General features: G+C 71.4%; 14 protein-coding genes. 10 read left to right on the top strand and 4 right to left on the bottom strand.

Features of this window, described 5'->3' with window-relative positions; all coding sequences use genetic code 11:
* Window positions 1-15: 15 nt before the first annotated feature.
* The 3 genes from R6Y94_RS22775 to R6Y94_RS22765 all read left to right on the top strand — a co-directional run bounded on the left by R6Y94_RS22775 (window position 16) and on the right by R6Y94_RS22765 (window position 4,260).
* A complete protein-coding gene (locus R6Y94_RS22775) occupies window positions 16-1,908 on the top strand; it encodes a CocE/NonD family hydrolase (protein ID WP_318397923.1) in 1,893 nt (630 codons plus the stop codon).
* A gap of 233 nt (window positions 1,909-2,141) precedes the next feature.
* Window positions 2,142-3,533, top strand: a complete 1,392-nt coding sequence (locus tag R6Y94_RS22770; RefSeq protein ID WP_318397922.1) for a hypothetical protein — start codon at window positions 2,142-2,144, stop codon at window positions 3,531-3,533.
* A 160-nt stretch (window positions 3,534-3,693) separates the two neighbouring features.
* Window positions 3,694-4,260: a hypothetical protein gene (locus R6Y94_RS22765; RefSeq protein WP_318397921.1), complete on the top strand. Its 567-nt coding sequence runs from the start codon at window positions 3,694-3,696 to the stop codon at window positions 4,258-4,260.
* 198 nt (window positions 4,261-4,458) lie between these two features.
* On the opposite strand, the gene R6Y94_RS22760 is transcribed toward R6Y94_RS22765, so the two are convergent.
* On the bottom strand, window positions 4,459-5,475 hold the full coding sequence (locus tag R6Y94_RS22760; protein WP_318397920.1) for an NAD(+)/NADH kinase: 1,017 nt from the start codon (window positions 5,473-5,475) through the stop codon (window positions 4,459-4,461).
* Between the two features lie 261 nt (window positions 5,476-5,736).
* Between R6Y94_RS22760 and R6Y94_RS22755 the strand changes: the two genes are divergently transcribed.
* Genes R6Y94_RS22755 through R6Y94_RS22725 form a run of 7 tightly spaced genes read left to right on the top strand, consistent with a single transcriptional unit; the run spans window position 5,737 to window position 13,998 of the window.
* Window positions 5,737-6,756, top strand: coding sequence for a LacI family DNA-binding transcriptional regulator (locus tag R6Y94_RS22755; protein ID WP_318397919.1), 1,020 nt, complete (start codon window positions 5,737-5,739; stop codon window positions 6,754-6,756).
* 1 nt (window position 6,757) lies between these two features.
* Window positions 6,758-8,020 carry a sugar ABC transporter substrate-binding protein gene (locus tag R6Y94_RS22750; protein ID WP_318397918.1) on the top strand — a complete coding sequence of 421 codons (1,263 nt, stop codon included), beginning with the start codon at window positions 6,758-6,760 and terminating at the stop codon, window positions 8,018-8,020.
* Between the two features lies 1 nt (window position 8,021).
* Window positions 8,022-8,957 (top strand): sugar ABC transporter permease, encoded by a 936-nt coding sequence (locus tag R6Y94_RS22745; RefSeq protein ID WP_318397917.1) that lies wholly within the window; start codon window positions 8,022-8,024, stop codon window positions 8,955-8,957.
* Window positions 8,954-9,865, top strand: a complete 912-nt coding sequence (locus R6Y94_RS22740) for a carbohydrate ABC transporter permease (protein WP_318397916.1) — start codon at window positions 8,954-8,956, stop codon at window positions 9,863-9,865. The genes R6Y94_RS22745 and R6Y94_RS22740 overlap by 4 nt, the downstream gene beginning before the upstream one ends.
* A 22-nt stretch (window positions 9,866-9,887) precedes the next feature.
* Window positions 9,888-11,483, top strand: a complete 1,596-nt coding sequence (locus tag R6Y94_RS22735) for a glucoamylase family protein (protein WP_318397915.1) — start codon at window positions 9,888-9,890, stop codon at window positions 11,481-11,483.
* A gap of 41 nt (window positions 11,484-11,524) precedes the next feature.
* Window positions 11,525-13,423, top strand: coding sequence for a GH39 family glycosyl hydrolase (locus R6Y94_RS22730; RefSeq protein WP_318397914.1), 1,899 nt, complete (start codon window positions 11,525-11,527; stop codon window positions 13,421-13,423).
* Between the two features lie 59 nt (window positions 13,424-13,482).
* The gene (locus R6Y94_RS22725; RefSeq protein ID WP_318397913.1) at window positions 13,483-13,998 is read left to right on the top strand and encodes an amphi-Trp domain-containing protein; all 516 of its coding nucleotides are present in this window, start codon (window positions 13,483-13,485) and stop codon (window positions 13,996-13,998) included.
* Between the two features lie 212 nt (window positions 13,999-14,210).
* Here the strand turns inward: R6Y94_RS22725 and R6Y94_RS22720 are convergent, their stop codons facing one another.
* The 3 genes from R6Y94_RS22720 to R6Y94_RS22710 all read right to left on the bottom strand — a co-directional run bounded on the left by R6Y94_RS22720 (window position 14,211) and on the right by R6Y94_RS22710 (window position 20,552).
* Window positions 14,211-17,000, bottom strand: a complete 2,790-nt coding sequence (locus R6Y94_RS22720) for an AfsR/SARP family transcriptional regulator (protein WP_318397912.1) — start codon at window positions 16,998-17,000, stop codon at window positions 14,211-14,213.
* Window positions 17,001-17,235: 235 nt separating this feature from the next.
* Window positions 17,236-19,443, bottom strand: coding sequence for a choice-of-anchor P family protein (locus tag R6Y94_RS22715; RefSeq protein ID WP_318397911.1), 2,208 nt, complete (start codon window positions 19,441-19,443; stop codon window positions 17,236-17,238).
* Window positions 19,444-19,892: 449 nt separating this feature from the next.
* On the bottom strand, window positions 19,893-20,552 hold the full coding sequence (locus tag R6Y94_RS22710; RefSeq protein ID WP_318397910.1) for an MBL fold metallo-hydrolase: 660 nt from the start codon (window positions 20,550-20,552) through the stop codon (window positions 19,893-19,895).
* Between the last annotated feature and the right edge of the window lie 52 nt (window positions 20,553-20,604).

Raw genomic sequence — 20,604 nt, 5'->3', positions numbered from 1 at the left:
GAAAAAGGAGTGTGCATGGGTCGGATCAGTAGGATCTGGCGGGTCGGACTCGCGGTGCTTCCGATGGCGGCGGTGGCCGTGCTGGGCTCCGCGCCACCGGCGTTCGCCCACCGGGGACCGTCGATCGTGGTACGCGACGGCGTGACCCAGCCGGTGTTCGGCTACGCCGACGCGATCCGGGAACGGCTCTTCGTCGACTCGACGTTCGACAGCGACAACGACGGCAAGCGCGACATCATCGCGTTCGACGTGATGCGGCCCAGGGCCACGGCCGACGGGCTCAAGGTGCCGGTCGTCATGGACGCCAGCCCCTACTACTCGACCGTCTGCCGGGGCAACGAGTCCGAGTGCAAGGCCGACCTGGACGGTGACGGCCTGCTCGACCGGTGGCCGCTCTTCTACGACAACTACTTCGTCCCGCGCGGCTACGCGGTGATCCTGCTGGACATGGTCGGTACCAACAACTCCACCGGCTGCCCGACCACCAACGGCACCCCGGACAACCTGAGCGCCAAGCAGGCGATCGACTGGTTGAACGGCCGGGCCACCGCGCGGAACGCGGCCGGGAAGGTCGTCAGGGCCGACTGGCACAACGGCCGTACCGGCATGGTCGGCAAGTCGTACGACGGCTCGCTGGCGATGGCGACGGCGGTGACCGGGGTGAAGGGCCTGACCACCATCGTGCCGATCAGCGGCCCGGCCGAGTACTACGACTACACCCGCAGCAACGGGGTGATCACCCGAGGCAACAGCTATGTGTCGTCGCTGGCCAACACGGTGACCAACCCGGACCGCCGGGACTACTGCAAGCCGGTCCGGGACGCGCTGGGCGCCGCCGACGGTGACGAGACCGGCGACTACTCGGCGTTCTGGACCGAGCGCAGCTACGTCCGGAACGTCGACAAGATCAAGGCCAGCGTGCTGCTCTACCACGGGCTCAACGACGACAACGTCCGGCCGGACCACTTCAGCAAGTTCTGGTACGAACTCGCCGAGCACCGGGTGCCGCGCAAGCTGTGGCTCTCCCAGGAGGGGCACGTCGACCCGTTCGACTCGCGCCGGGCGGTCTGGGTGGACACCCTGCACCGCTGGTTCGACTTCTGGCTGCACCGGGTGCGGAACGGGATCATGGACGAGCCCCGGGTCGACCTGGAACGCTCCGCCGACGCCTGGGAGACGCACGCCGACTGGCCGATCCCGGGGACCCGCGAGGCCGAGGTCTTCCTCCAGCCCGGCACCGGCGGCGCGGGCGGCCTCAAGCTGAGGCCGGTGTGGAAGCCGACCACCCAGACCTTCGCCGACGACCCGGCGCAGCGCCAGGACGCGATGATCAACAACCCGGAGACCGTCCAGTCGAGCCGGCTGGCGTACCTGTCGGAGCCGCTGCGCGCCCCGCTGCACATCTCCGGTACGCCGGTGGTGAAGCTGCGGGCCTCCGCCGACAAGACCGACACCAACTTCGGGGCGATCCTGGTCGACTACGGCACCGCCGAGCGGGTGGCGCACCGGGCCTCCGGGGAGGGCATCATCACCCTGGAGACCCAGGACTGCTGGGGTGAGACCAGCCCGACCGACGACGGGTGCTACAAGCAGACCCAGAAGCGGGTGGCCACCGCCGACCTCGAACTGGTCACCAAGGGCATCCTGGACGCACAGAACCGGAAGTCGATCCGCACGGCGACCCCGCTGGTCCCCGGCAAGCTCTACGACTTCGACTTCCCGCTGCTGCCGGAGGACTACGTCTTCCAGCCGGGGCACCGGATCGGCGTGATCATCGTCGGCAGCTACCCGCAGTACTCCAGCCAGGCCGACCCGAACCGGGCCACCATCGACCTGGCGCTGAAGAACAGCCGGATCGTGCTGCCGATCGTCGGTGGTACCCGCGCCGGGTACGCGGCCGGGCTGTGACCGTACGCCCCGCCGGCTGTCGAAGACGGCCGGCGGGGCACCGGGACAGTTCCACGGTGGTCGCCGGCGGTGCCCGCCCTGGTCCGGCGGTGCCCGCCCGGGGCGCCGGTACGGCTCGGCCGGGCCACCCCGCCGGGCCGCCGTCAGGTGTATGATCCGCCGGTTGAGCCCTACCCCTGCGGCGTGTGCCCCGGACGCCGGCACCGGGCTCGCGACCATATGGAGGATGGCGCATGTCCCAAGGCCAGGAGCTGTTCGACCTGCACGAGGACAAGACTTCGCGGCCCAGCTTCGAGACCACGCTGCGCGGTTACGACAAGCGGCAGGTGGAGCAGTATGTGGCGCAGACGGCCCACGAGCTCTCGAAACTGGTCTCCGAACGTGAGCAGGCGTTCAGCCACATCCAGGGGCTGACCGTCCATCTCCAGCAGGTGCAGGCCGAGTTGACCGAGCTGCGGGACCGGCCGCCGCAGGTGGACCGGGCGTCGTTCCGCGACCTGGGTCCGATGGTCGACCAGATCATGGCACTGGCGGAGAAGCAGGCCGGAGTGATCGTCGACGCCGCCGCCCAGCGGGCGACCGAGCATCAGAACGAGGCGGAGCGGGTCCTCGCCGACGCCCGCGAGCAGGCCGAGAAGCTGGTGGCCGAGGGTGAGGCCGGCCGGGAGCGCGCCGAGCAGGAGGCGCAGCGGGTCAGCGAGCGGAGCGCCCAACAGACCGAGCGGGCCCAGGCCCAGGCCGAGTCGATGCTGGAGGCGGCGCGCAACCAGATCCAGCAGGAGATCGAGGCCGCCCGGGCGCGTACCCAGCAGGAGCTGGGCCAGTGGCAGGCCAACGTGGAGCGGGAGCTGACCGAGCTGCGCAACACCACCGAGGCGGAGCTGGCCCGGGCGCAGAAGCAGGTCGAGGAGGAGAACGCGAACCTGCGGTCGGAGGCCCAGCAGTACGCCTCCGAACTGCGGCGCCGGGCGGACGAGCAGGCCACCGCGCACCAGCAGCAGCTCGCGGCGCTCCAGGAGGAGATCGAGACGCGGCAGCAGTCGCTCAGCCAGCTACAGGCCGCGCAGGAGACCGCGCAACAGCGGCTGGCACAGTCCCGCCAGGAGGGTGCCACCGCGGAGCAGGAGTTCGCCCAGCTCCAGCAGCGGCTCGGCGAGGTCCGCCAGGACCTGACCGCCGAACTCAACCGGCTGGACGAGGCTCGCCGGGCGGCGGAGCAGGCCGAGCGGCAGGCGGCCGAGGTACGGGCCCGGACGCAGCGCGAGGCGAAGCGGCTGGCCGACCGGGCCGCCGCCGCGGTGATGGCAGCCGCCGCGATCACCGGAGAGACCGGTGAATACCAGATGGTGGCGGTGCGCCAGGAGGCCAACCGGGGTCCGGCCGAGGTGTCCGCGGAACCGGTCGAGCAGCCCGAGCAGCCGGAGCCGGTGGAGCAGCCGGAGCCGCCGGTGAACATGTTCGGACCGGTGGAGCAGCCGGAGCCGCCGGTGAACATGTTCGAGCCGGTCGAGCAGCCCGAGCCGACCGTGAACATGTTCGAACCGCAGCAGCCCCCGCACCAGCCGCAACACGGGCACTCGCCGCCCGTCTACACCCCGAACGGCGGCGACCCCAGCCGCTACTAGGGCGCGCGTCGAAGTCGGTCCCAGGGCCTGACTGCCGCCGTAGCGACCTTGTCGTCGACGGCGACATGAAGTCGACGGCGACATGAACAGGCGGGCCGGGCCGCTGTCCGGAGGAGGCACAACCGCCCGTCGGAACAGCACGCCCTCATATACTTCGGGCGTGGATGACCTCGGTGCTTTCACGAGTAGGCATCCGGTCCGTAACCGGCGGCGCTGGGTCATTGCCACGCAGGGCGCGATGGTCGGGCTCGTCTCCACGGCGCTGTTGGTCGTGCTGGTCCTGCACCCGGTCTGGAGCAACGCGGGGGGCCGGCTTGCCGGCCTGCTTCTGGTCGGGGTCACGGTTGGGTTCCTCGTGGCCGCGGTGCAAGCGGCCGCGGCGGTGCGTGGCGGAACCAGCGAGTCGTTCGAGATCCACGAACACGGCATCGCGCATGCTACGAAGAGCGGGCGACGCGCCTGGACCTGGCAGCAAATCACCCGCATCCATCGTCTGAGCCACCCCGGGCGGTTTCCCCGCAACGGCTGGGACTTCCGTTGCACCGTCAGGTTCGACGACGACTATGTCATGGTCGAGGTCAGCCCGGGCTACTACCGGGAGGTGCCAAGGTTAGACGACAGCGAGCTCGCACTCCTCGCGATCGCGGCTCTCGTCTGCATTGTCGGCCTCGCCTTGTCCCTCTCCTACCTCGCCGTCGGCCTCCGCGCACAGCTCCGACGGCGGTGAGACGACCTCGCGGATCGAGTCCGGGGCGTACCTCCGCCAACGCGCGACTCGACGGCGACGACGCCACTGTGGTTGGCCGCGGCGGTACTCGTCACCGTGCCACTCGTCGGCGACGTCGCCCATGCGGTCGCGCCGGCCGGCCAGCAGCGCAAGACCGGGACGCAGGCGGGTTTCGAACAGCAGGCACGGGCGGCGGGTTCAGCCGTCGGCCTGGTCAGGCCGCCGGCTGTCGGCCACCGCCGCGGGCGCGTCGGCGAGGGAGAACCGTTCACGCAACCGGGAGTAGAACCGGGACGGGCGCAGCCGGACCAGGCGGGCCGGTTCACGCGCCGGCAGCACCGTCACCCAGTCCCCGGGATCGAGTACGCCACGAAGCTGCCCGTCCACGCTGACCGCCACCTGGCCGGACCGGTCGAGGACGCGTACCGTCACCGCCTCGTCGGCGGCCAGCACCAGGCTGCGGTTGAAGACCATGTGCGGGGCGACCGGGGTGAAGACCAGCGCGCCGAGCCGGGGGGAGAGGATCGGGCCTCCGGCCGCGAAGTTGTAGGCGGTGGAGCCGGTCGGGCTGGCCACGACGAGGGCGTCGGCCGAGTAGGACGCGAAGAGGGTGTCGTCCAGGTACACCCCGAGGCTGGCCTGCCGGTCGCGGGCCAGCTTCTCCAAGACGATGTCGTTCAGCGCGGTGACGTCCAGCGCCACGCCCGGCTGGCCGACCGGTTCGGCGCTGCGGGGCAGTGGCGGGGGCGGCGGCAGCAGCGGCCCGCGCCCGTAGCGGAGCAGCGCCTCCATCCCGCCGGGGATCTCCAGCGGCCGGGAGGCACAGAGCGTCAGCATCAGCCGTTCGTCGAGCTGTACCCGGTCGGCGAAGAACGCGTCCAGCGCCATGTCGATCTCGGTGGGCTCGATCTCGGTCAGGAAGCCCACCCGGCCGACGTTGATGCCGAGCACGGGTACGCCGTCCTTGGCGGCGATCCGGGCGCCCCGCAGGAAGGTCCCGTCCCCGCCGATCGTCACCACCAGCGCCGGATGGCCGGCGGCCTCGGCCTCGTCGCCCGCGTTGCGACGTTGCCGCTGCCCCCAGGACGGCTCCCAGACGTCGATGTCGCTGACCCCGATGGAGTGGTCGGCCGCCCAGCGCCGGACCGCCCCGGCCGCCGCCACCGCCGCCGCCCGGCCTTCGTGCACCACCAAGCCGATCCGCTGACCCGTCATGCTCTCTCGTCTCTCCTGCCTGGCGCCCACGCCACCGGCCCTCCAGCGGTGAACGATACGGTCGCGGTCCCGGCCACTGCCTATCACGAACATGGTCGACCAGCCCGGACCGCCCCGTGTCGCGGTCGACACCGCTCGGCTTGACAGTGCTGCGGCGCGGAGTCAGGCTGGGGCCACTGTAAGCGCTTCCGGAAGCGATCCGCCGCTCCGGATTCTGTAAGCGCTTCCGGACTGATTTGACCAGAGTTGATGGAGTTGGCAATGGCGGTGCAGGACCGACGACAGGCGACCATCTACGAAGTCGCCCAGCGCGTCGGCGTCTCGATCGCCACCGTGTCCCGAGCGCTGCGCGGCACCGACTACGTCGCACCGGAGACCCGCCGCAGGGTGCTGGCGGCGGTGGAGGAGTTGCAGTTCCGGCCCAGCCGGCTCGGGCAGTCTCTGGCCGAGGGGCGGCACGCGGCGAACGGCATCGTCTTCCCCGACCTGTCCGGCCCGTACTACTCCGAGGTGGTGCTCGGCTACGAGGAGGTCGCCGCCGAGCTGGGCAACAGCGTGCTCATCCTGGCTACGCACGGTCGACCCGACCCTGCGCGCAAGGTGCTCGAACTGGCCCGCCGGGTGGACGGGATGGTCGTGATGGGCCGGACGGTCGCCGACGGGATCGTCGCGCAGGTGGCGGAGACCGGCGTCCCGACCGTGCTGCTGGCCAGGGCGGCCGTCGGCGCCCTGGACACCATCACCGCCGACAACGACAGCAGCGCCCGGCGGCTGGTCGAGCACCTGCTCGGACACGGCTACCGGCGCTTCGGCTACCTGGGCGACCCGGACTCCTCGCCGGACGTGACCGACCGGTACGCGGCGTTCCGGGCGGCACTCGCCGACGCCGGGCACACCCCGCCGAGGACACCCGTGCGCTGTGCCTTCGACGTGGACGCCGGGCACCGGGCCGCCCGGCGGGTACTCGCAGGACCGTCCCGTCCGGAGGCGCTGGTCTGCGCGAACGACGAGGTGGCGCTCGGAGCCCTGGCGGCGGCCGCGGAGCTCGGGCTGACCGTTCCCGGCGACGTCGCGATCACCGGGTGGGACGACGTGATGGCCGCGCGCTACGCCGGGCTCACCACCGTGCACCAGCCGATGCGGAAGTTGGGCGCGACCGCGGCCCGGTGGCTGCAGGACCGGATGGCCGGCAGCCAGGCAGCGGTGCGTCGAGAGGTTCTCCCGACCCGGCTCGTCGTGCGGTCGAGCTGCGGTCCACATGGCGCCGAGACGGAGGTCTGAGATGAGGACATGGAGACGGGCGGGTGCCGCCGTAGTGCTCGCGGCGATGGTCGCGGTGACCGGCTGCGGCCGGGACACCGGTGCCGGCGAGGAGGCGGCCGCGCCCGTCGCGGAGGGCAAGGCGAGCGGCGACATCACGGTCTGGGCGATGGGCACCGAGGGGGAGAAGCTCTCCGTCCTCGCCGCGGACTTCATGCGGGAGAACCCGGACGCGAAGGTGACGGTGACGCCGATTCCGTGGGACGGCGCGCACGACAAGCTCGCCACCGCCATCGCCGGGAAGCAGACCCCGGACCTCAGCCTGATCGGCACCACCTGGATGGGCGAGTTCGCCAAGACCGGCGGGCTGGACCCGACACCGACCGACCTGATCAAGAAAGAGGACTTCTTCGAGGGGGCCTGGAACACCACGGTCGTCGACGACACCTCCTACGGCGTGCCCTGGTACGTCGAGACCCGGCTCTTCTACGTGAACTCCGCCGTCGCCGCCCGGGCCGGGATCACCACCCCGCCGAAGACCTGGGAGGAGTTCAAGTCCGCGATCGCCGCGCTGAAGTCGAGGGGCGGCGCGAAGTGGGGCGTCAACCTGCTGCCGCCGGGTTCGGCCATCGGTTCCTGGCAGAGCATCATGCCGTTCGTCTGGTCCAACGGCGGCGACGTGGCCACCGGCGACAGGTTCACCCTCGACAGCCCCCAGGCCGTCGAGGCGTACGGGTTCTACAAGTCGTTCTTCGACGAGGGGCTCGCCCCGAAGGACCTTGCGCAGGGCGCGCTCGAACCGGCCTTCCTCGCCGGTGAGATCGGGGCGTTCCCCTCCGGCCCCTGGCATATCGGCGTGCTCAAGGAGCAGGGCGGCGCGGGCAAGTTCCAGTTGTGGCAGATGCCGGGCCGGCAGTCGGCGACCTCCTTCGTCGGCGGCGGTGACCTGGCGGTCTTCTCCGACGCGAAGAACCGTGACGGTGCGTGGAAGTTCGTCGCCTACCTGAGCCGGCCGGAGGTGCAGACCAAGTGGTACCAGACGGTCAGCGACCTGCCGGCGGTCAAGAAGGGCTGGGACGACCCGGCGCTGCGCGGCGACCCGCTGCTCTCCACCTTCGGCAAGCAGTTGGAGGACGCCAAGTCGCCACCCGCGATCGCCACCTGGGAGCAGATCGCCGCGGCGATCGACGGCGAGGTGGAGAAGATGGCCAAGGCCGGCGCCAAGCCGGCGGACGCGGCCAAGGCGATGCAGCAGCGGGCGACCTCGATCGGTACCGGGGTCTGAGATGACCGCCGTCGCCCCCGACGCGGGCAGCCGGCGCGGACGTCTCGGTCCGCGGCTGCGCCGGGCGGCGGTCGGCTGGGGCTTCGCCCTGCCGTTCACCGCGCTGTTCGTGGTCTTCCTGGCCGGCCCGGTGCTCGCCTCGCTGCTGATGAGCTTCACCGACCTGCGCAGCGCCGACGTCCGGAACCCGTTCGCGGTCAACATCGTCGGACTGCGCAACTACACCCGGCTCTTCGGTGACGAACTCTTCGTCCGGGCCGCGCTGAACACCGCGATCTTCGTACTGTTCGGTGTGCCGCTGACCATGGTGGCCGGACTGGCGGCGGCACTCGGGCTCAACTCGGGGCTGACCCGGTTCCGTACGATCTTCCGGGTCGGCTACTACCTGCCGGTGGTGACCAGCATCGTGGCGGTCGCCGTGGTCTGGCGATTTCTGCTCCAGCCGGACTCCGGGCTGGTCGACAGCCTGCTCCGGCTGGCCGGGCTGGACGGGCCGAACTGGCTGGGCCGGACCGACCTGGCCCTGCCGTCGCTGATCGTGATGGCGGCCTGGCGCAACCTCGGCTACCAGATGGTGATCTTCCTGGCCGGGTTGCAGGCGATCCCGCGGCACCTATACGAGGCCGCCCGGATCGACGGGGCCACCGGATGGCAGCAGTTCCGGTACGTGACACTGCCGTCGCTGCGTCCCACGCTGCTCTTCGTCGGGGTGATCGCGACCATCGGCTACCTCCAGTTCTTCGAGGAGCCGCTGGTGATGACCCGGGGCGGCCCGCTCAACTCGACGATCTCGGTCTCGTACCACATCTACAACCAGTTCGGCTTCGGCAACTACGGCTACGCCTCGGCGATGAGCTATGTGCTGTTCCTGGCGATCGTGCTGCTGTCGATCCTCTGGTTCCGGCTGCTCCGCTCGTCCGAGGAGGTGTCGCGGTGACCGCCCCGGTGACGAGAGACCGCCCGCCGGTGGCCGTGCCGCCGGCCCCGGCCAGCGGTCCCGCCGCCCGGCGGCCGGTACGCCGCCGTCGCGACCGGGTCGCCACGATCGTCCTGCACGTGCTGTTGGTGGCGGGCCTGCTCGCCATGGTCGGCCCGTTCCTCTGGATGCTGCTCTCGTCGTTCAAGACGGAGGCCGAGATCCGCCTCGTCCCGGCGACCTGGTGGCCGGAGCAGTTCACCCTGGCGAACTACCGGGAACTCTTCGGCCGGCTGGACTTCCCGACCTACTTCTTCAACTCCGCGCTGGTGGCCACCCTGGTCACCGCCGGCAACCTGGTGTTCTGCTCGGCCGTCGGCTACGCGCTGACCAAGCTGCGCTTTCCGGGCCGCCGGGCACTGTTCGGGCTGGTACTCAGCTCGGTGATGGTGCCCAGCATGGTGACCTTCGTGCCGCTCTTCGTGCTGATCGCCAACCTGGGGCTGACCAACACCTACGCCGCGCTGGTGCTGCCGTTCCTGGCTGGGGCGCTGGGCGCGTTCCTGATGCGCCAGTTCATGCTCTCCATCCCCGACGAGTTGGTCGAGTCCGCCCGGGTCGACGGCGCGAGCGAGCTGCGGATCTTCGTCCGGATCGTGTTGCCGCTCTGCCGGCCGGCGCTGGCCGCGCTCGGCATCCTCACCTTTCTCGCCAACTGGAACAGCTTCATCTGGCCACTGGTGGTGGCCACCACCGAGGACAAGTACACCCTGCCGGTCGCGCTGGCGCTCTACAGCGTCGGGCAGAACCAGACCAAGTTCGGCCTGCTGCTCGCCGGCTCGGTCGTGGTGGTGCTGCCCGTGGTGATCGTCTTCCTCGTGTTGCAGCGGCACTTCGTGCGCGGCATCGCGACCACCGGACTGAAGTGACGTACCTCCGGAGGTAACCCCCATGATCCGTCCCCTCCGGTTCGCCCTGACGGCGACCCTCACCCTCACCCTCGCCCTGACCCTGCCGGCCGGCGCCGCCACTGCCGCGCCCGCCGCACCGACGGAGTCGGCCGTGCCGGCCGGCTCTCCGGCCGGGGCCGTCGACCGGGCCACCGCGCTCCGCTGGGCAGCCGACACCTGGCGCTCCATGATGGCGATGACCGACCCGGGTACCGGACTGCCCGCCGACAACATCGACGGCGACCTCGCCACCGGCAGCCGGGCGAAGTACACCTCGCCGACCAACATCGGCGCGTACCTCTGGTCGGCGCTGGTGGCGCGCGAGCTGAGGCTGATCGGTGAGCGGGAGTTGGTCCGCCGGGTCGGTGCCGCCCTGGACTCGCTGGCCCGGCTCGACCGGCACGCCGACTCCGGCATGTTCTTCAACTGGTACGACCCGGCGACCCTGGAACTGCTGCGGACCTGGCCGGTCGACGGCACACCCGTGCAACCGTTCGCCTCCAGTGTGGACAACGCCTGGCTGGCGACCGCGCTGATGGTCGCGCACAACGCGCTGCCGCAACTGCGCCGCAAGGCCGACCCGCTGCTGAACGCGATGGACTTCGGGTTCTACTACGACCGGCAGGCGCTCGGTGCCGACGCGCCGGTCGGGCTGATGCGGGGCGGCTTCTGGGTCGAGCCGCCGCCGGGCTGCTCGCTGCCGGGCAACTACCGTGGCCGGGGGCCGGACGTGCACTACACCTGCCACACCTACGGCGCCTTCAACAGCGAGACCCGCATGATCAGCTACGTCGCGATCGCCCGTGGCCAGGTGCCCCCGGCGCACTACTTCGGCCCGTGGCGGACCTTCCCCGACACCTGCGACTGGTCCTGGCAGGAGATGAAGCCGGTCGGCGGCTACCGGGAGTACGCCGGGGTGCGGGTCTTCGAGGGGGCCTACCGCTACCGGGGCCTCCAGTTCGTACCGTCCTGGGGCGGGGACATGTTCGAGGCGTTCATGCCGGACATCTTCGTGCCGGAGACCCGGTGGGGGCCGGACAGCTGGGCCCGCAACCACCCGGTCTACGTACGCGGCCAGATCGCGCACGGCCTCGACGACGCGGAGTACGGCCACTGGGGCTTCTCGCCCGCCTCCGACCCGGCCGGCGGATACCGCGAGTACGGCGTGGACGCGATGGGGCTGGACGCCCCCGGCTACACCAGTGACCAGGAGCGGACCAGCGTCGACCACGGGTTCGAGGGCTGCCCCGACCGTCCTGCCCAGCCGGAACCGCCGGCGTACGGCGACGGGGTGGTCACCCCGCACGCGGTCTTCCTGGCCCTGCAGTACGCGCCGGCCGAGGCGCAGACCGAACTGGCGAAGCTGCGCCGGGACTTCGACATCTACGGCCCCGGCGGCTACTACGACTCGGTGGCGGTGCGCAGCGGCACCGTCGCCAAGCGGTATCTCGCGCTCGACCAGGGCATGGTGCTGGGCGCGCTGGGCAACCTGCTCGGCGACGACGTGCTCCGCCGACAGTTCACCCGGGGCGGGGCGGAGCGGCTGCTGCGGCCGGTGATGCGGCTGGAGGAGTTCTCCGTACCGGCCCGGCAGTGACCCTGGATCGCGCAGAACAGCCAGACGGAGGATCAGGCAGGATGAGCGAATACACGACCAGCACCGAGAACGCGGAGCGGGCCCGGGCGGACTGGCAGGGGCGGATCGGGCGTCGCCGGACCGGCGACGCCGACGACCGACCGCTCACCCTCGACGCTCCGACCGCCCTGGTCGCGAGGTCGGGCCGGGGACAGGTCACCCTCGACTGGACACCGGTGCCGGAGGCGATCGGCTACCAGGTGTACCGGTCGACCGGGGACGCGCCGCCGACGCCGCTGGACCATCACGGCGGCGACGTGCTGGCGGTACCGCATCCGCCGTACGCGGACACCACCGGCGAGCCCGGCCGCCCCTACGAGTACGCCGTGGCGGCACTGCGCGACGTCGACCTGCCCGGGGTGCTGTCGGAGCCGGTCCGGGTGGCAGCGCTGCCCGAGACCGTCCCGGGCGCGGGTGGGGACGGTCCGGCCGCCGCCGGAGCGGAACCGCTGGTGCGGGTGATGGTCGAGGCGTCCGGCCCGACCCGGCCGGTGCACCGCCCATGGCGCCCGATGGTCGGATCCGAGCACCTGAGCCACCTGCTCAGCGCGGAGACGACCGGCGGGCAGCCGATCGGGGCGGACCTCGCCGAGGCGCTGCGGATCATGCGTACCGAACTGGGCGTCGGCAGCGTACGGGCGCACGCCATCCTCTGCGACGATCTCGGCGTGTACCGGGAGGTCGACGGTGCGCCGGTGTACGACTTCAGCGGGGTGGACGAGGTCTACGACAAGCTGCTGAGTCTCGGCCTGCGTCCCGTGGTCGAGCTGTCGTTCATGCCACGGGATCTCGCCAGCGACCCGTCGAAGACCGTTTTCGCGTACGGGGCGGTCGTGTCCCCGCCCCGGGACTGGCAGCGCTGGGCCGAGTTGATCCGTGCTCTGGTCAGCCACCTGATCGACCGGTACGGCCGGGAGGAGGTGCGGCACTGGCCCTTCGAGGTGTGGAACGAGGCGAACCTGGAGGTCTTCTGGTCCGGTACCCGGGCCGAGTTCCTGCGGCTCTACGAGGTGACCGTCCGGGCGGTCCGGGACGTCGACCCGGGGCTCACGGTCGGCGGCCCGGCCTCGGCCGCCGCCGGCTGGGTGGGTGAGCTGCTCGACCACGTCGACGCCTCCGGTGCGCCGATCGACTTCGTCTCCACGCACACCTACGGCGTCCCGCCGCTGGACCTCCGCCCGCTCTGCGCCCGGCACGGCCGGCCGGACCTGGGCATCCTGTGGACCGAGTGGGGGGCGACGCCGACCCACTTCAACCCGGTCGGCGACGAGGTCTTCGCCGCCACCTTCCTGCTGCGCGGCATGCGTTCGGCGGCCAACCGGCTGGACGCGCTGGCCCACTGGGTCGCCTCCGACCACTTCGAGGAGCTGGGCCGCCCGCCCCGGCTCTTCCACGGCGGCTTCGGCCTGCTGACCGTCGGCAACCTGCGCAAGCCCCGGTTCTGGGCGCTTGCCCTGGCCGACCGGCTCGGCGAGCACGAGTTGCCGGCCACGCTGACCGGAGACGGGGCGGAGAGTCTGGTCGAGGCGTGGGCGGCCCGGGGCGACGACGGCACGGTGACGGTACTGGTCTGGAACGGCACGCTCGACCAGTCCAAGGCCGGTGGGGACCGGCGGTTGGACCGCGACGTCCGGGTCGAGCTGCACGGACTGGACGCCGGCAGCTACCGGGTACGCCACTGGCGGATCGACCGGGAACACTCCAACATCCGCCGGGTCTGGCAGGACCTCGACGGCGGCGACTGGCCGACCGGCGAGCAGTGGGAGCTGCTGCGCGCCCGGGACATTCTGGACGAGTACCGGCCGGAGCAGGTGGTGCCGGTGGCCGACGGTGGCTGCACCGTCGACTTTCCGCTGCCGATGCCCGGGGTGTCGTTCCTCCGTCTCGAACCGGCACCGTAGCCGTCCGCCCATCGGACCCAGGCGAGGCCGGTCCTGTGTGGAGTGCGAGCATGGCGGCCATGGAAATCTACGAGGACGAGCGTTCGGTGTCGCGGGCGGACCTGGCGGGCTGGCTGCGCCAGTTGGCCCACCAGCTCGATTCGGAGGGAAAGATCTTCTACGGCGCGGCCGGTGCGGTCACCGTCACCGACCAGGTCGAGTGTGAGCTGGAGATCGAGCGCGACGGCGCGGAGATCTCCGTCGAGATCGAGTTCTCCTGGACGGATCCCACCGCCGCCAGCGCCGAGGACGAGGACGAAGAGGACGAGGAGGAAGACGAAGAGGAGGAAGACGAAGAAGAGGACGAGGAGTCGACCGAGGCGTCGGCCACCGAGCCGGGCGACGAGCCGGCGGCGGAGGGCGCACCGGTGGACGCCGAGCCGGTGAAGTCCGCGGAGGCGGCGGACGCCGAGCCGGTGAAGTCCGCGGAGGCGGTGGCGGAGACCAGCCAGCCCGCCAGCCCCACCACCACCGGAGCGGAGCCCTCCGGCACCGGCGAGCCGACCAGCGAGGGACGGCCCGCCGGAGCGGCATGACCGCCCGGTGCGGACAGTGACGGGTGGGCCAGCCGGCGGTTCCGGGGGCCGGCCCACCCTTGCGGCCCGACCCACCGGAATTCCGGCCGGGAACTGACCGGTGTGCTACCTGGGGCGGCCGGCATGGCGGTGCCGGGACTGTTGGCCGTCGACCTCCGGCAGCCCTTCCGGCCGGGGTGCTGAAGTCCCGGCCCCCGGGCTCGGCGGTGCGGTCACTCCCGGAGCTTGGCGCGTAGGACCCTGGCGTCCGGCGCGCCAAGCTCCTCGTAGACGGCGAGGGCCTGCCGCCAGACCGTCCGGCCGTCCCCGCAGCGCCCGGCCGCCCGCAGCGCGTCGCCGAGCCGGTGCAGGGTGGCCGCCTGGTACCAGCGGTCGTCGAGGTCCCGGTAGATCTCGGCCGCCCGCCGGTAGTGGTCGATCGCCGCGCCGTGCCGGCCCAGCTGGCTGTGCGCGGTCGCGGCGGCCTGCAACGCGCGGGCCTCACCCCGGCGGTGGCCGAGCGACCGGAAGATCTCCAGGGACTCCGTGATCACCGGTACCGCCTCGGCGGGCCGGCCGGCGACGGTCAGGGTCAGCGCGATCTGGTAGAGCGAGATCGACATGTTTCCGGTCTCGCCGTGCGCCCGTTCCAGCGCGTACGCCTGCCGGCTGCACCGTAGCGAGCGGTGGTGCTCACCAGCATCCCGGTACGCGGCGCCGAGGTTGCTCAGTACCGTCGCGATGCCCGCCGGGTCGTCCATCTCCCGGAAGATCTCCAGGGCCCGCCGGTGCGTCTGCACCGCCAGCGCGGTCTGCCGGGTGGACCGGTAGGCGGTGCCGATCCCACTGAGCATGTGCGCCTGGCCGATCGGGTCACCGGTGCGCTCGGCCGCGCCGAGTCCGGCCCGGTGGGTGCGGATCAGGTCACCCCAGGCACGGGTCAGGTGCAGGTGGACCCAGCCGGCGTAGGCGAGGCGCCAGCAGAGGTCGTCGAAGCCTTGGGCCTGCGCCAGTTCCACGGTGGCGATCAGGTTGTGCCGCTCGGTCTCGTACCACTGCCGGGCCTGCCGCTCGCCGGAGAAGGTCATCGGCGTGACGTCCCGGGGAGGTCCCGGCACCCTCACCTCGGACTCGCTCGGCTGGAGCAGCGGCCGGGCCTGCAGGGCGCTGCGGGTCAACCAGTCGACCAGCCGGCGTTGGCTGGCGGCCCGCAAGCGTGGCGTGTCCTGCTCGGCGGTGAGTTCGGCGGCGTAGGTGTGCAGCAGGTCGTGCACCACGAACCGGCCAGGCGTGTGCTCGCTGACCAGGTGCGCGGCGGCGAGTTCGTCGATCAGGGTCCGGATCCGCGCCGCGTCGCCCCGGACCAGGGTGGCTGCGGCCGGGGCGGACAGCTCCGGGGTCGGATGCAGACCGAGCCGCCGGAAGAGCCGGGCGGCCGGCGCGCTGAGGGTCCGGTACGACCAGGAGAAGACCGCCCGTACGTCGACGGCCGTGTCCGGGCTGGCGAACCTGTCCAGCCCGCCCTCACTGTCGGCGAGTTGCCGGTCCAGTTCCGCCAGTGCGAAGGCGGGGCGGGCGGCGGCCCGGGCGGCGACGATGGCCAGCGCCAGTGGCAGCCGGCCGCACGCCTCGACGATCCGGTGCACCGCTCCGGGTTCGGCGTCGATCCGCCGTCGCCCGAGTCGCGAGCCGAGCATCTGCCGGGCCTGGTACGCGGTGAGCGGGTCCAGCCGGACCGTCCGGGCTCCCTCGGTCACCACCAACGCGGACAGCTCGCTGCGGCTGGTGACCAGCACGAAGCACCCGGTCCCGCCGGGCAGCAGCGGCCGGACCTGCTCGGCGTCGCCCGCGTTGTCGAGTACGACGAGCATCCGGCGACCGTCCATCAGGGACCGGTACAGCCCGGTCTGCCCGTCGAGGTCGGCGGGGATCTCTGCGGCGGGCAGCCCGAGCGCGCGGAGGAACAGCGTCAACGCGTGCTCCGGGGTCACCCTGGCACGGTCGTCGTAGCCGCGCAGGTTCACCCAGAGTTGGCCGTCGGGGAAGTGCTCCGCGACCCGCCGGGACCAGTGCAGTGCCAGCGCGGTCTTGCCGACCCCGGCCGTACCGTTCAGGACCACGACACCCGGTGCGCCACCGGGGCGGAGGTCGTGGGTGTCGAGCAGGGTGCGCAGCCGGGCCACCTCGGTGTCCCGGCCGGCGAAGCCGGAGACCTCCGGCGGCAGTTGCCGGGGTACCGGCGGCAGCCCGACCGCCTCGGCGGATGCCGTCGGGGTGCCGCCGAGCACCTGGGCGTGCAGCCGCTGGAACTCCTCGCCCGGGTCGAGCCCGAGTTCCTCGGCCAGGTGCCGGCAGCCCTCGTGGTAGGCGTCCAGGGCCTCCGCCCGGCGTCCACTGCGGTGCAGCGCGGTGACCAGTTGCAGCCAGAGCCGCTCGCGTAGCGGGTCCTGGGCGGTCAGCCCGCGCAACTCCTCGACGAGTTCGGCGTGCCGGCCGAGCCGCAGGTCCACGTCGATCCGTCGCTCCAGCGTACGGAGTCGCTGTTCACGCAGACCGGGAACGCTCTCCCGGTGCAGCAGGTCGGACGGTACGTCGGAGAGCGGGTCACCGCGCCACTGCCGCAGCGCGGCATGCAGCGCGGTCGACTCGCCATCCAGATCGGACCGCCGGGCGGCCCGGTCGGCCGCCAGCAGCCAGTGCCGGAACCGCCCGAGGTCCACCAGATCGGTGCCAACCTCGATCAGGTAGCCGTCGGAGCCGGTGGCGATCAGCGGCGGCGAGCCCGCCTCGTCGAGCAGGGCGCGCAGCCGGGTGACGTACAACTGTGCGGCCCGCCGTGGGTTGTCCGGCTGTCGGTTGCTCCAGATCGCCTCGGTCAGCCGTCCGACCGAGACGAGCCGGCCCGGTTCCAGTAGCAGCGTCGCCAGCAGCGCCCGGCACTTCGGCGATCGGACCGGTACCGACCGGCCCGCCACCCGTACGTCGATGGGCCCGAGCAGCCCGAATTCCACCCCGTTGGTCATCGCCCTCTCCGCCCCCGCGTCTCCGATAGGCTGACACATCGGCCGGCAATCCGGAATACGTAGCTTGACGTACACATACAGGGTCGTGGAGACAGACGATAGCGGTTTTCCCACGAGATAGAGATCAATTCTCGGATCCATTGCGGAGTTCCGCAACGGAATGACCATTCGCGGCCGGGGCGACGGCGTCGGGGTACCGGAGCGGCTGCCCCGGTACCCCGCGCCGTGCCGGTCGTCAGCCCAGGTAGCTCCGGCTGAGGACGATCTCCTCACTCGGCAGGCCGAGCAGTCCGAGCACCTGGATCCGGACGGCGGTCTGCACGAGCTGCCCGTTGGGGTTGGTGGTGGACTCGTTGAGGTAGACGACGGCGACCCCGGGGATGCCGATCGTCACCGGGCTACTGGTGCCGACGGCGGCACCGTTGATCGTGCCGACCACCCGGGAGGTCCGGGTGATGCCGGCCGGTCCGGCCACGCTGGTGCTCTCGATGGTGGAGAGGTTGACCAGACCGCCGAGCAGGTTGGCACCGGCGACGGTCGCCCGGGCCGTGGTCGTACCGGTGTCGGGGTCGAGCGTGCAACTGGCGTTGAGTACCCCGGTGGTCAACAGCGGCGGCGCGTTGACCGCCACCGAGGTCCGCGCGTCATCGGGCGGGCAGGTGACGTCGGGGGTCCGGGGGATGGTCAACAGCAGTCCGGTCGCCTGTAGCGCGAAGGCGCCGCCGGGCAGGTAGACGACCACCCGGACCACGGCGGTGGCCGAACCACCGTCGTCATCGGTCACCCGCACCAGCACGTTGTGCGGGCCGAGCGCGGTGAACGCGTGGCTGATCGTGCAGGTGCCGGCTCCGGCGGCCTCGTTGACCGTGCCGGCGGCGAGCGGGCTGCCGTCGTCGAAGTCGACCGAGCAGGTGTGCGTGTCGTTGGTGCCGATGTCGGTGAACGGCGCGGTGAAGCTGACCGGGGTGCCCCGGGTGAAGAGCGCGCCGTCGGCCGGGGCGGAGATGCTGACCGCCGGTGCGACGTTGGTCAGGGTCAGCGTGGCGGTGGCCTCCACTGGCGGGTTGACCCCGTCGTCGGCGGTCAGGGTGAGCGTGTAGATCCCGTTGTCGGTGCAGGTCACCGTCGTGGTCAGCGCGGCCTGGTTACCGAACGCGCAGGTCGCGCCCGGCTCGCCGCCACCGCTGGCGTCCCAGTCCAGGGTGGCCGGTGGGCCGTCCGGATCGGTCACGTCGCCGGCGATGCCGACCGGGGTGCCCTCCTGCCCGGAGTACGGGCCGCCCGCCTCGACCACCGGCGGGGCGTTGATCACGACCGTAGTGCAGTCGGTGACGAAGCCGGTGCCGCCGCCGTCGCTGCCAAAGGCCCGTACGCAGATCTCGTGCGTACCGGCGGCCAGTGCCGGGGTGCTGGTGCTGTAGGTGACGTTCTTCGGCCCGGGTGCCTGTGGCAGGTCGGGCTGGATGTCGGCGTTGCCGATCGGCGTGTAGGGGCCACCGGGTCCGGTGGTGCTCAGCGCCAGCGAGCTGAGTTCGGAGGTGATGATGCCGGGCAGGAAGTCCGGCAGATCCTCGGTGTCTATCTCGCGGCACTGCCCGCCCGGCACTGTCGCGGCGGTGATCTGTTGGAGGCTGCCGCGCCCTTCGCCGTCGTCCGTGCAGGAGGAGCCGGAACCGACCGCGAAGGTGAAGATGTCGACCTCCTCCGGGGTACCCACCAGCGCGTCCGCCACGCCGCCGTCCGCACCGTCGGTGGCAACGCCGTCGGAGAGGAAGACCACGATCTTGCGCTGCTCGTCCATCGCGTCGGCCACTGCCCGGGCCCGGGAAACGGCGTCCGCGAAGTCGGTGGCGCCCTCGACCTCGCGGTGGGTGAAGTCGTCGACCCCGCCGTTGCCCGCGGCGTTGGAGAAGGCCGAGGCCAGCACTTCCTCGATGTCCCGATCGCCCGCGTCCGGCCCGGTACCGCCGAGGTCGCTGTCCGGGCCGGTGGTGAGGTCGTCGGGGGTGCCGCCCGGCACGACGTCGGCGGCCACCGCCGTCGACCCGAAGACCACCGCCCCGACGCTGCCGACGGTGCCGGCGATGGCGGGATCGGTCACGATCTTGTTGTTGAGGTTCCGGGCGGCGGCGATCTCACAGTCGATGATCCGTCCGCAACTGTTGGCGCCCGCGTCGGTGCTGCCGGAGACGTCCAGCACGTATACGACCGCGGTGTTGGCCACCGGTTGTCCGGTGCCGACCGTCGCCGTGCCGGTCACGGTCACCGGACCCGGGGGCAGCACCGCCCCGTTGGTCGGGGTGTCGATGGTGACCGAGATGCTGGTGCCGCCCGGCAGGTTGCCGTCGACGGCTCCCGCCGGTATCCCGGTCGCGAGAACGAGTGCCAGCGCCGTTACCGAGACAACCGTGGTGCCGGTCCAGGCTGACCTTGCACGCTTCATTGATTCCTCCTTTGTCGGGGCGTGGAAACGGGGGTACGACCCGAGCTCACGCAGACGGAGTATGGAGGGAGATGAATGTAGTTCTTGCGCTTTAATTGACAGCCCGTTGACTGAATTCAGGTAGCTCTGTTTCTGTCGATCTGATATGCATTAGTCAATGGTTGGATGAACGGACTGAGTAGTTCCGGCCGCTCGTGTTGCGACGGGGGCGGACCGTCCCTTGACGACTGGCGAAATGCCGGGGTCGTGGGCAGACCGGTGCGGCGGCCACAAGTCTCGACATTCCCGGCCGGACCTGAATGGATCTCCATCCGGATGTGCCGTCCACGTCCGCCCGCATCCCGGGCGCCGCACTGTCGTCGTGCCGGTGTGTTCCGGGAGGAGGACTGTTAGGTGGTCTGATCGATCGACGTTTGTCGTCGTCAGGTCGAGGGTGGCGGCGTGCCTGGTCAGATCGTGATGCCGGCCCCCGGCTCGGCCAGGGCGTGGAAGGTGATGCCGAGCGGCTCGACGTACCGGCGGTAGGTCTCGTAGCGCTGCTGGAGGAAGAAGTCCCGGGCGTAGCCGTCGTGCACCGGCAGGACCGCACCGGGCTGAAGCTCGGCGACGAATCCGGCCACCGCGCGCTCGGTCAGGAAGGGCGCCATCACGGGTACGGCCGCCACCGCGACACCCCGGTACGCCAGTAGTCCCGGGTGCAGCGAGTCGCCGCAGTGCAGCAGCCGCCCGCCGACCAGATAGCCGGTGTTGCGCGGGGTGTGGTCGTCGAGGATCGGCTCGTGGTCGGCGGGAACGGCATCCAGGCGCAGCGGCCCGATCCGGTGCTCTCCGGTCTCCGCCACGGTCACGTCGAGCCCGTGTCCGCGCAGCGCCTCGGCGGTCTCCCGATTGCCGAGCAGTCGCGCCCCGGTCCGGCGCACGATCTCGACCAGCGCCTCCGGGTCGGCGTGGTCCGGATGGTGATGGGTGAGGGCGACGGCGTCGAGCCGACCGAAGTCCTCCGGGCGTACCCGCCCCTCGACGAAACCGAACCGGCCGGGATCGATCAGCAGCCGCACCCCGTCCTGCTCCACGAGCAGGCACGAGTGCAGGTACTTCGCGATCCTCACACCGCCGACCTTTCTCCAGGTATCCCGACCGGCTACCCGGACGTCGCGGGGG

Source organism: Plantactinospora sp. KLBMP9567 (assembly GCF_033446045.1).
Classification (GTDB): Bacteria; Actinomycetota; Actinomycetes; order Mycobacteriales; family Micromonosporaceae; genus Plantactinospora.
Note: the sequence above shows the minus strand (reverse complement) of the source record. Positions and strands in the feature narration are given on the sequence as shown.

Excerpts from the sequence above, each read along its gene's own strand:
- R6Y94_RS22775 (WP_318397923.1), top strand. The coding sequence starts at position 16 with ATGGGTCGGATCAGTAGGATCTGGCGGGTCGGACTCGCGGTGCTTCCG.
- R6Y94_RS22770 (WP_318397922.1), top strand. The coding sequence starts at position 2,142 with ATGTCCCAAGGCCAGGAGCTGTTCGACCTGCACGAGGACAAGACTTCG.
- R6Y94_RS22760 (WP_318397920.1), bottom strand. The coding sequence starts at position 5,475 with ATGACGGGTCAGCGGATCGGCTTGGTGGTGCACGAAGGCCGGGCGGCG.
- R6Y94_RS22755 (WP_318397919.1), top strand. The coding sequence starts at position 5,737 with ATGGCGGTGCAGGACCGACGACAGGCGACCATCTACGAAGTCGCCCAG.
- R6Y94_RS22750 (WP_318397918.1), top strand. The coding sequence starts at position 6,758 with ATGAGGACATGGAGACGGGCGGGTGCCGCCGTAGTGCTCGCGGCGATG.
- R6Y94_RS22745 (WP_318397917.1), top strand. The coding sequence starts at position 8,022 with ATGACCGCCGTCGCCCCCGACGCGGGCAGCCGGCGCGGACGTCTCGGT.
- R6Y94_RS22735 (WP_318397915.1), top strand. The coding sequence starts at position 9,888 with ATGATCCGTCCCCTCCGGTTCGCCCTGACGGCGACCCTCACCCTCACC.
- R6Y94_RS22730 (WP_318397914.1), top strand. The coding sequence starts at position 11,525 with ATGAGCGAATACACGACCAGCACCGAGAACGCGGAGCGGGCCCGGGCG.
- R6Y94_RS22725 (WP_318397913.1), top strand. The coding sequence starts at position 13,483 with ATGGAAATCTACGAGGACGAGCGTTCGGTGTCGCGGGCGGACCTGGCG.
- R6Y94_RS22720 (WP_318397912.1), bottom strand. The coding sequence starts at position 17,000 with ATGACCAACGGGGTGGAATTCGGGCTGCTCGGGCCCATCGACGTACGG.
- R6Y94_RS22715 (WP_318397911.1), bottom strand. The coding sequence starts at position 19,443 with ATGAAGCGTGCAAGGTCAGCCTGGACCGGCACCACGGTTGTCTCGGTA.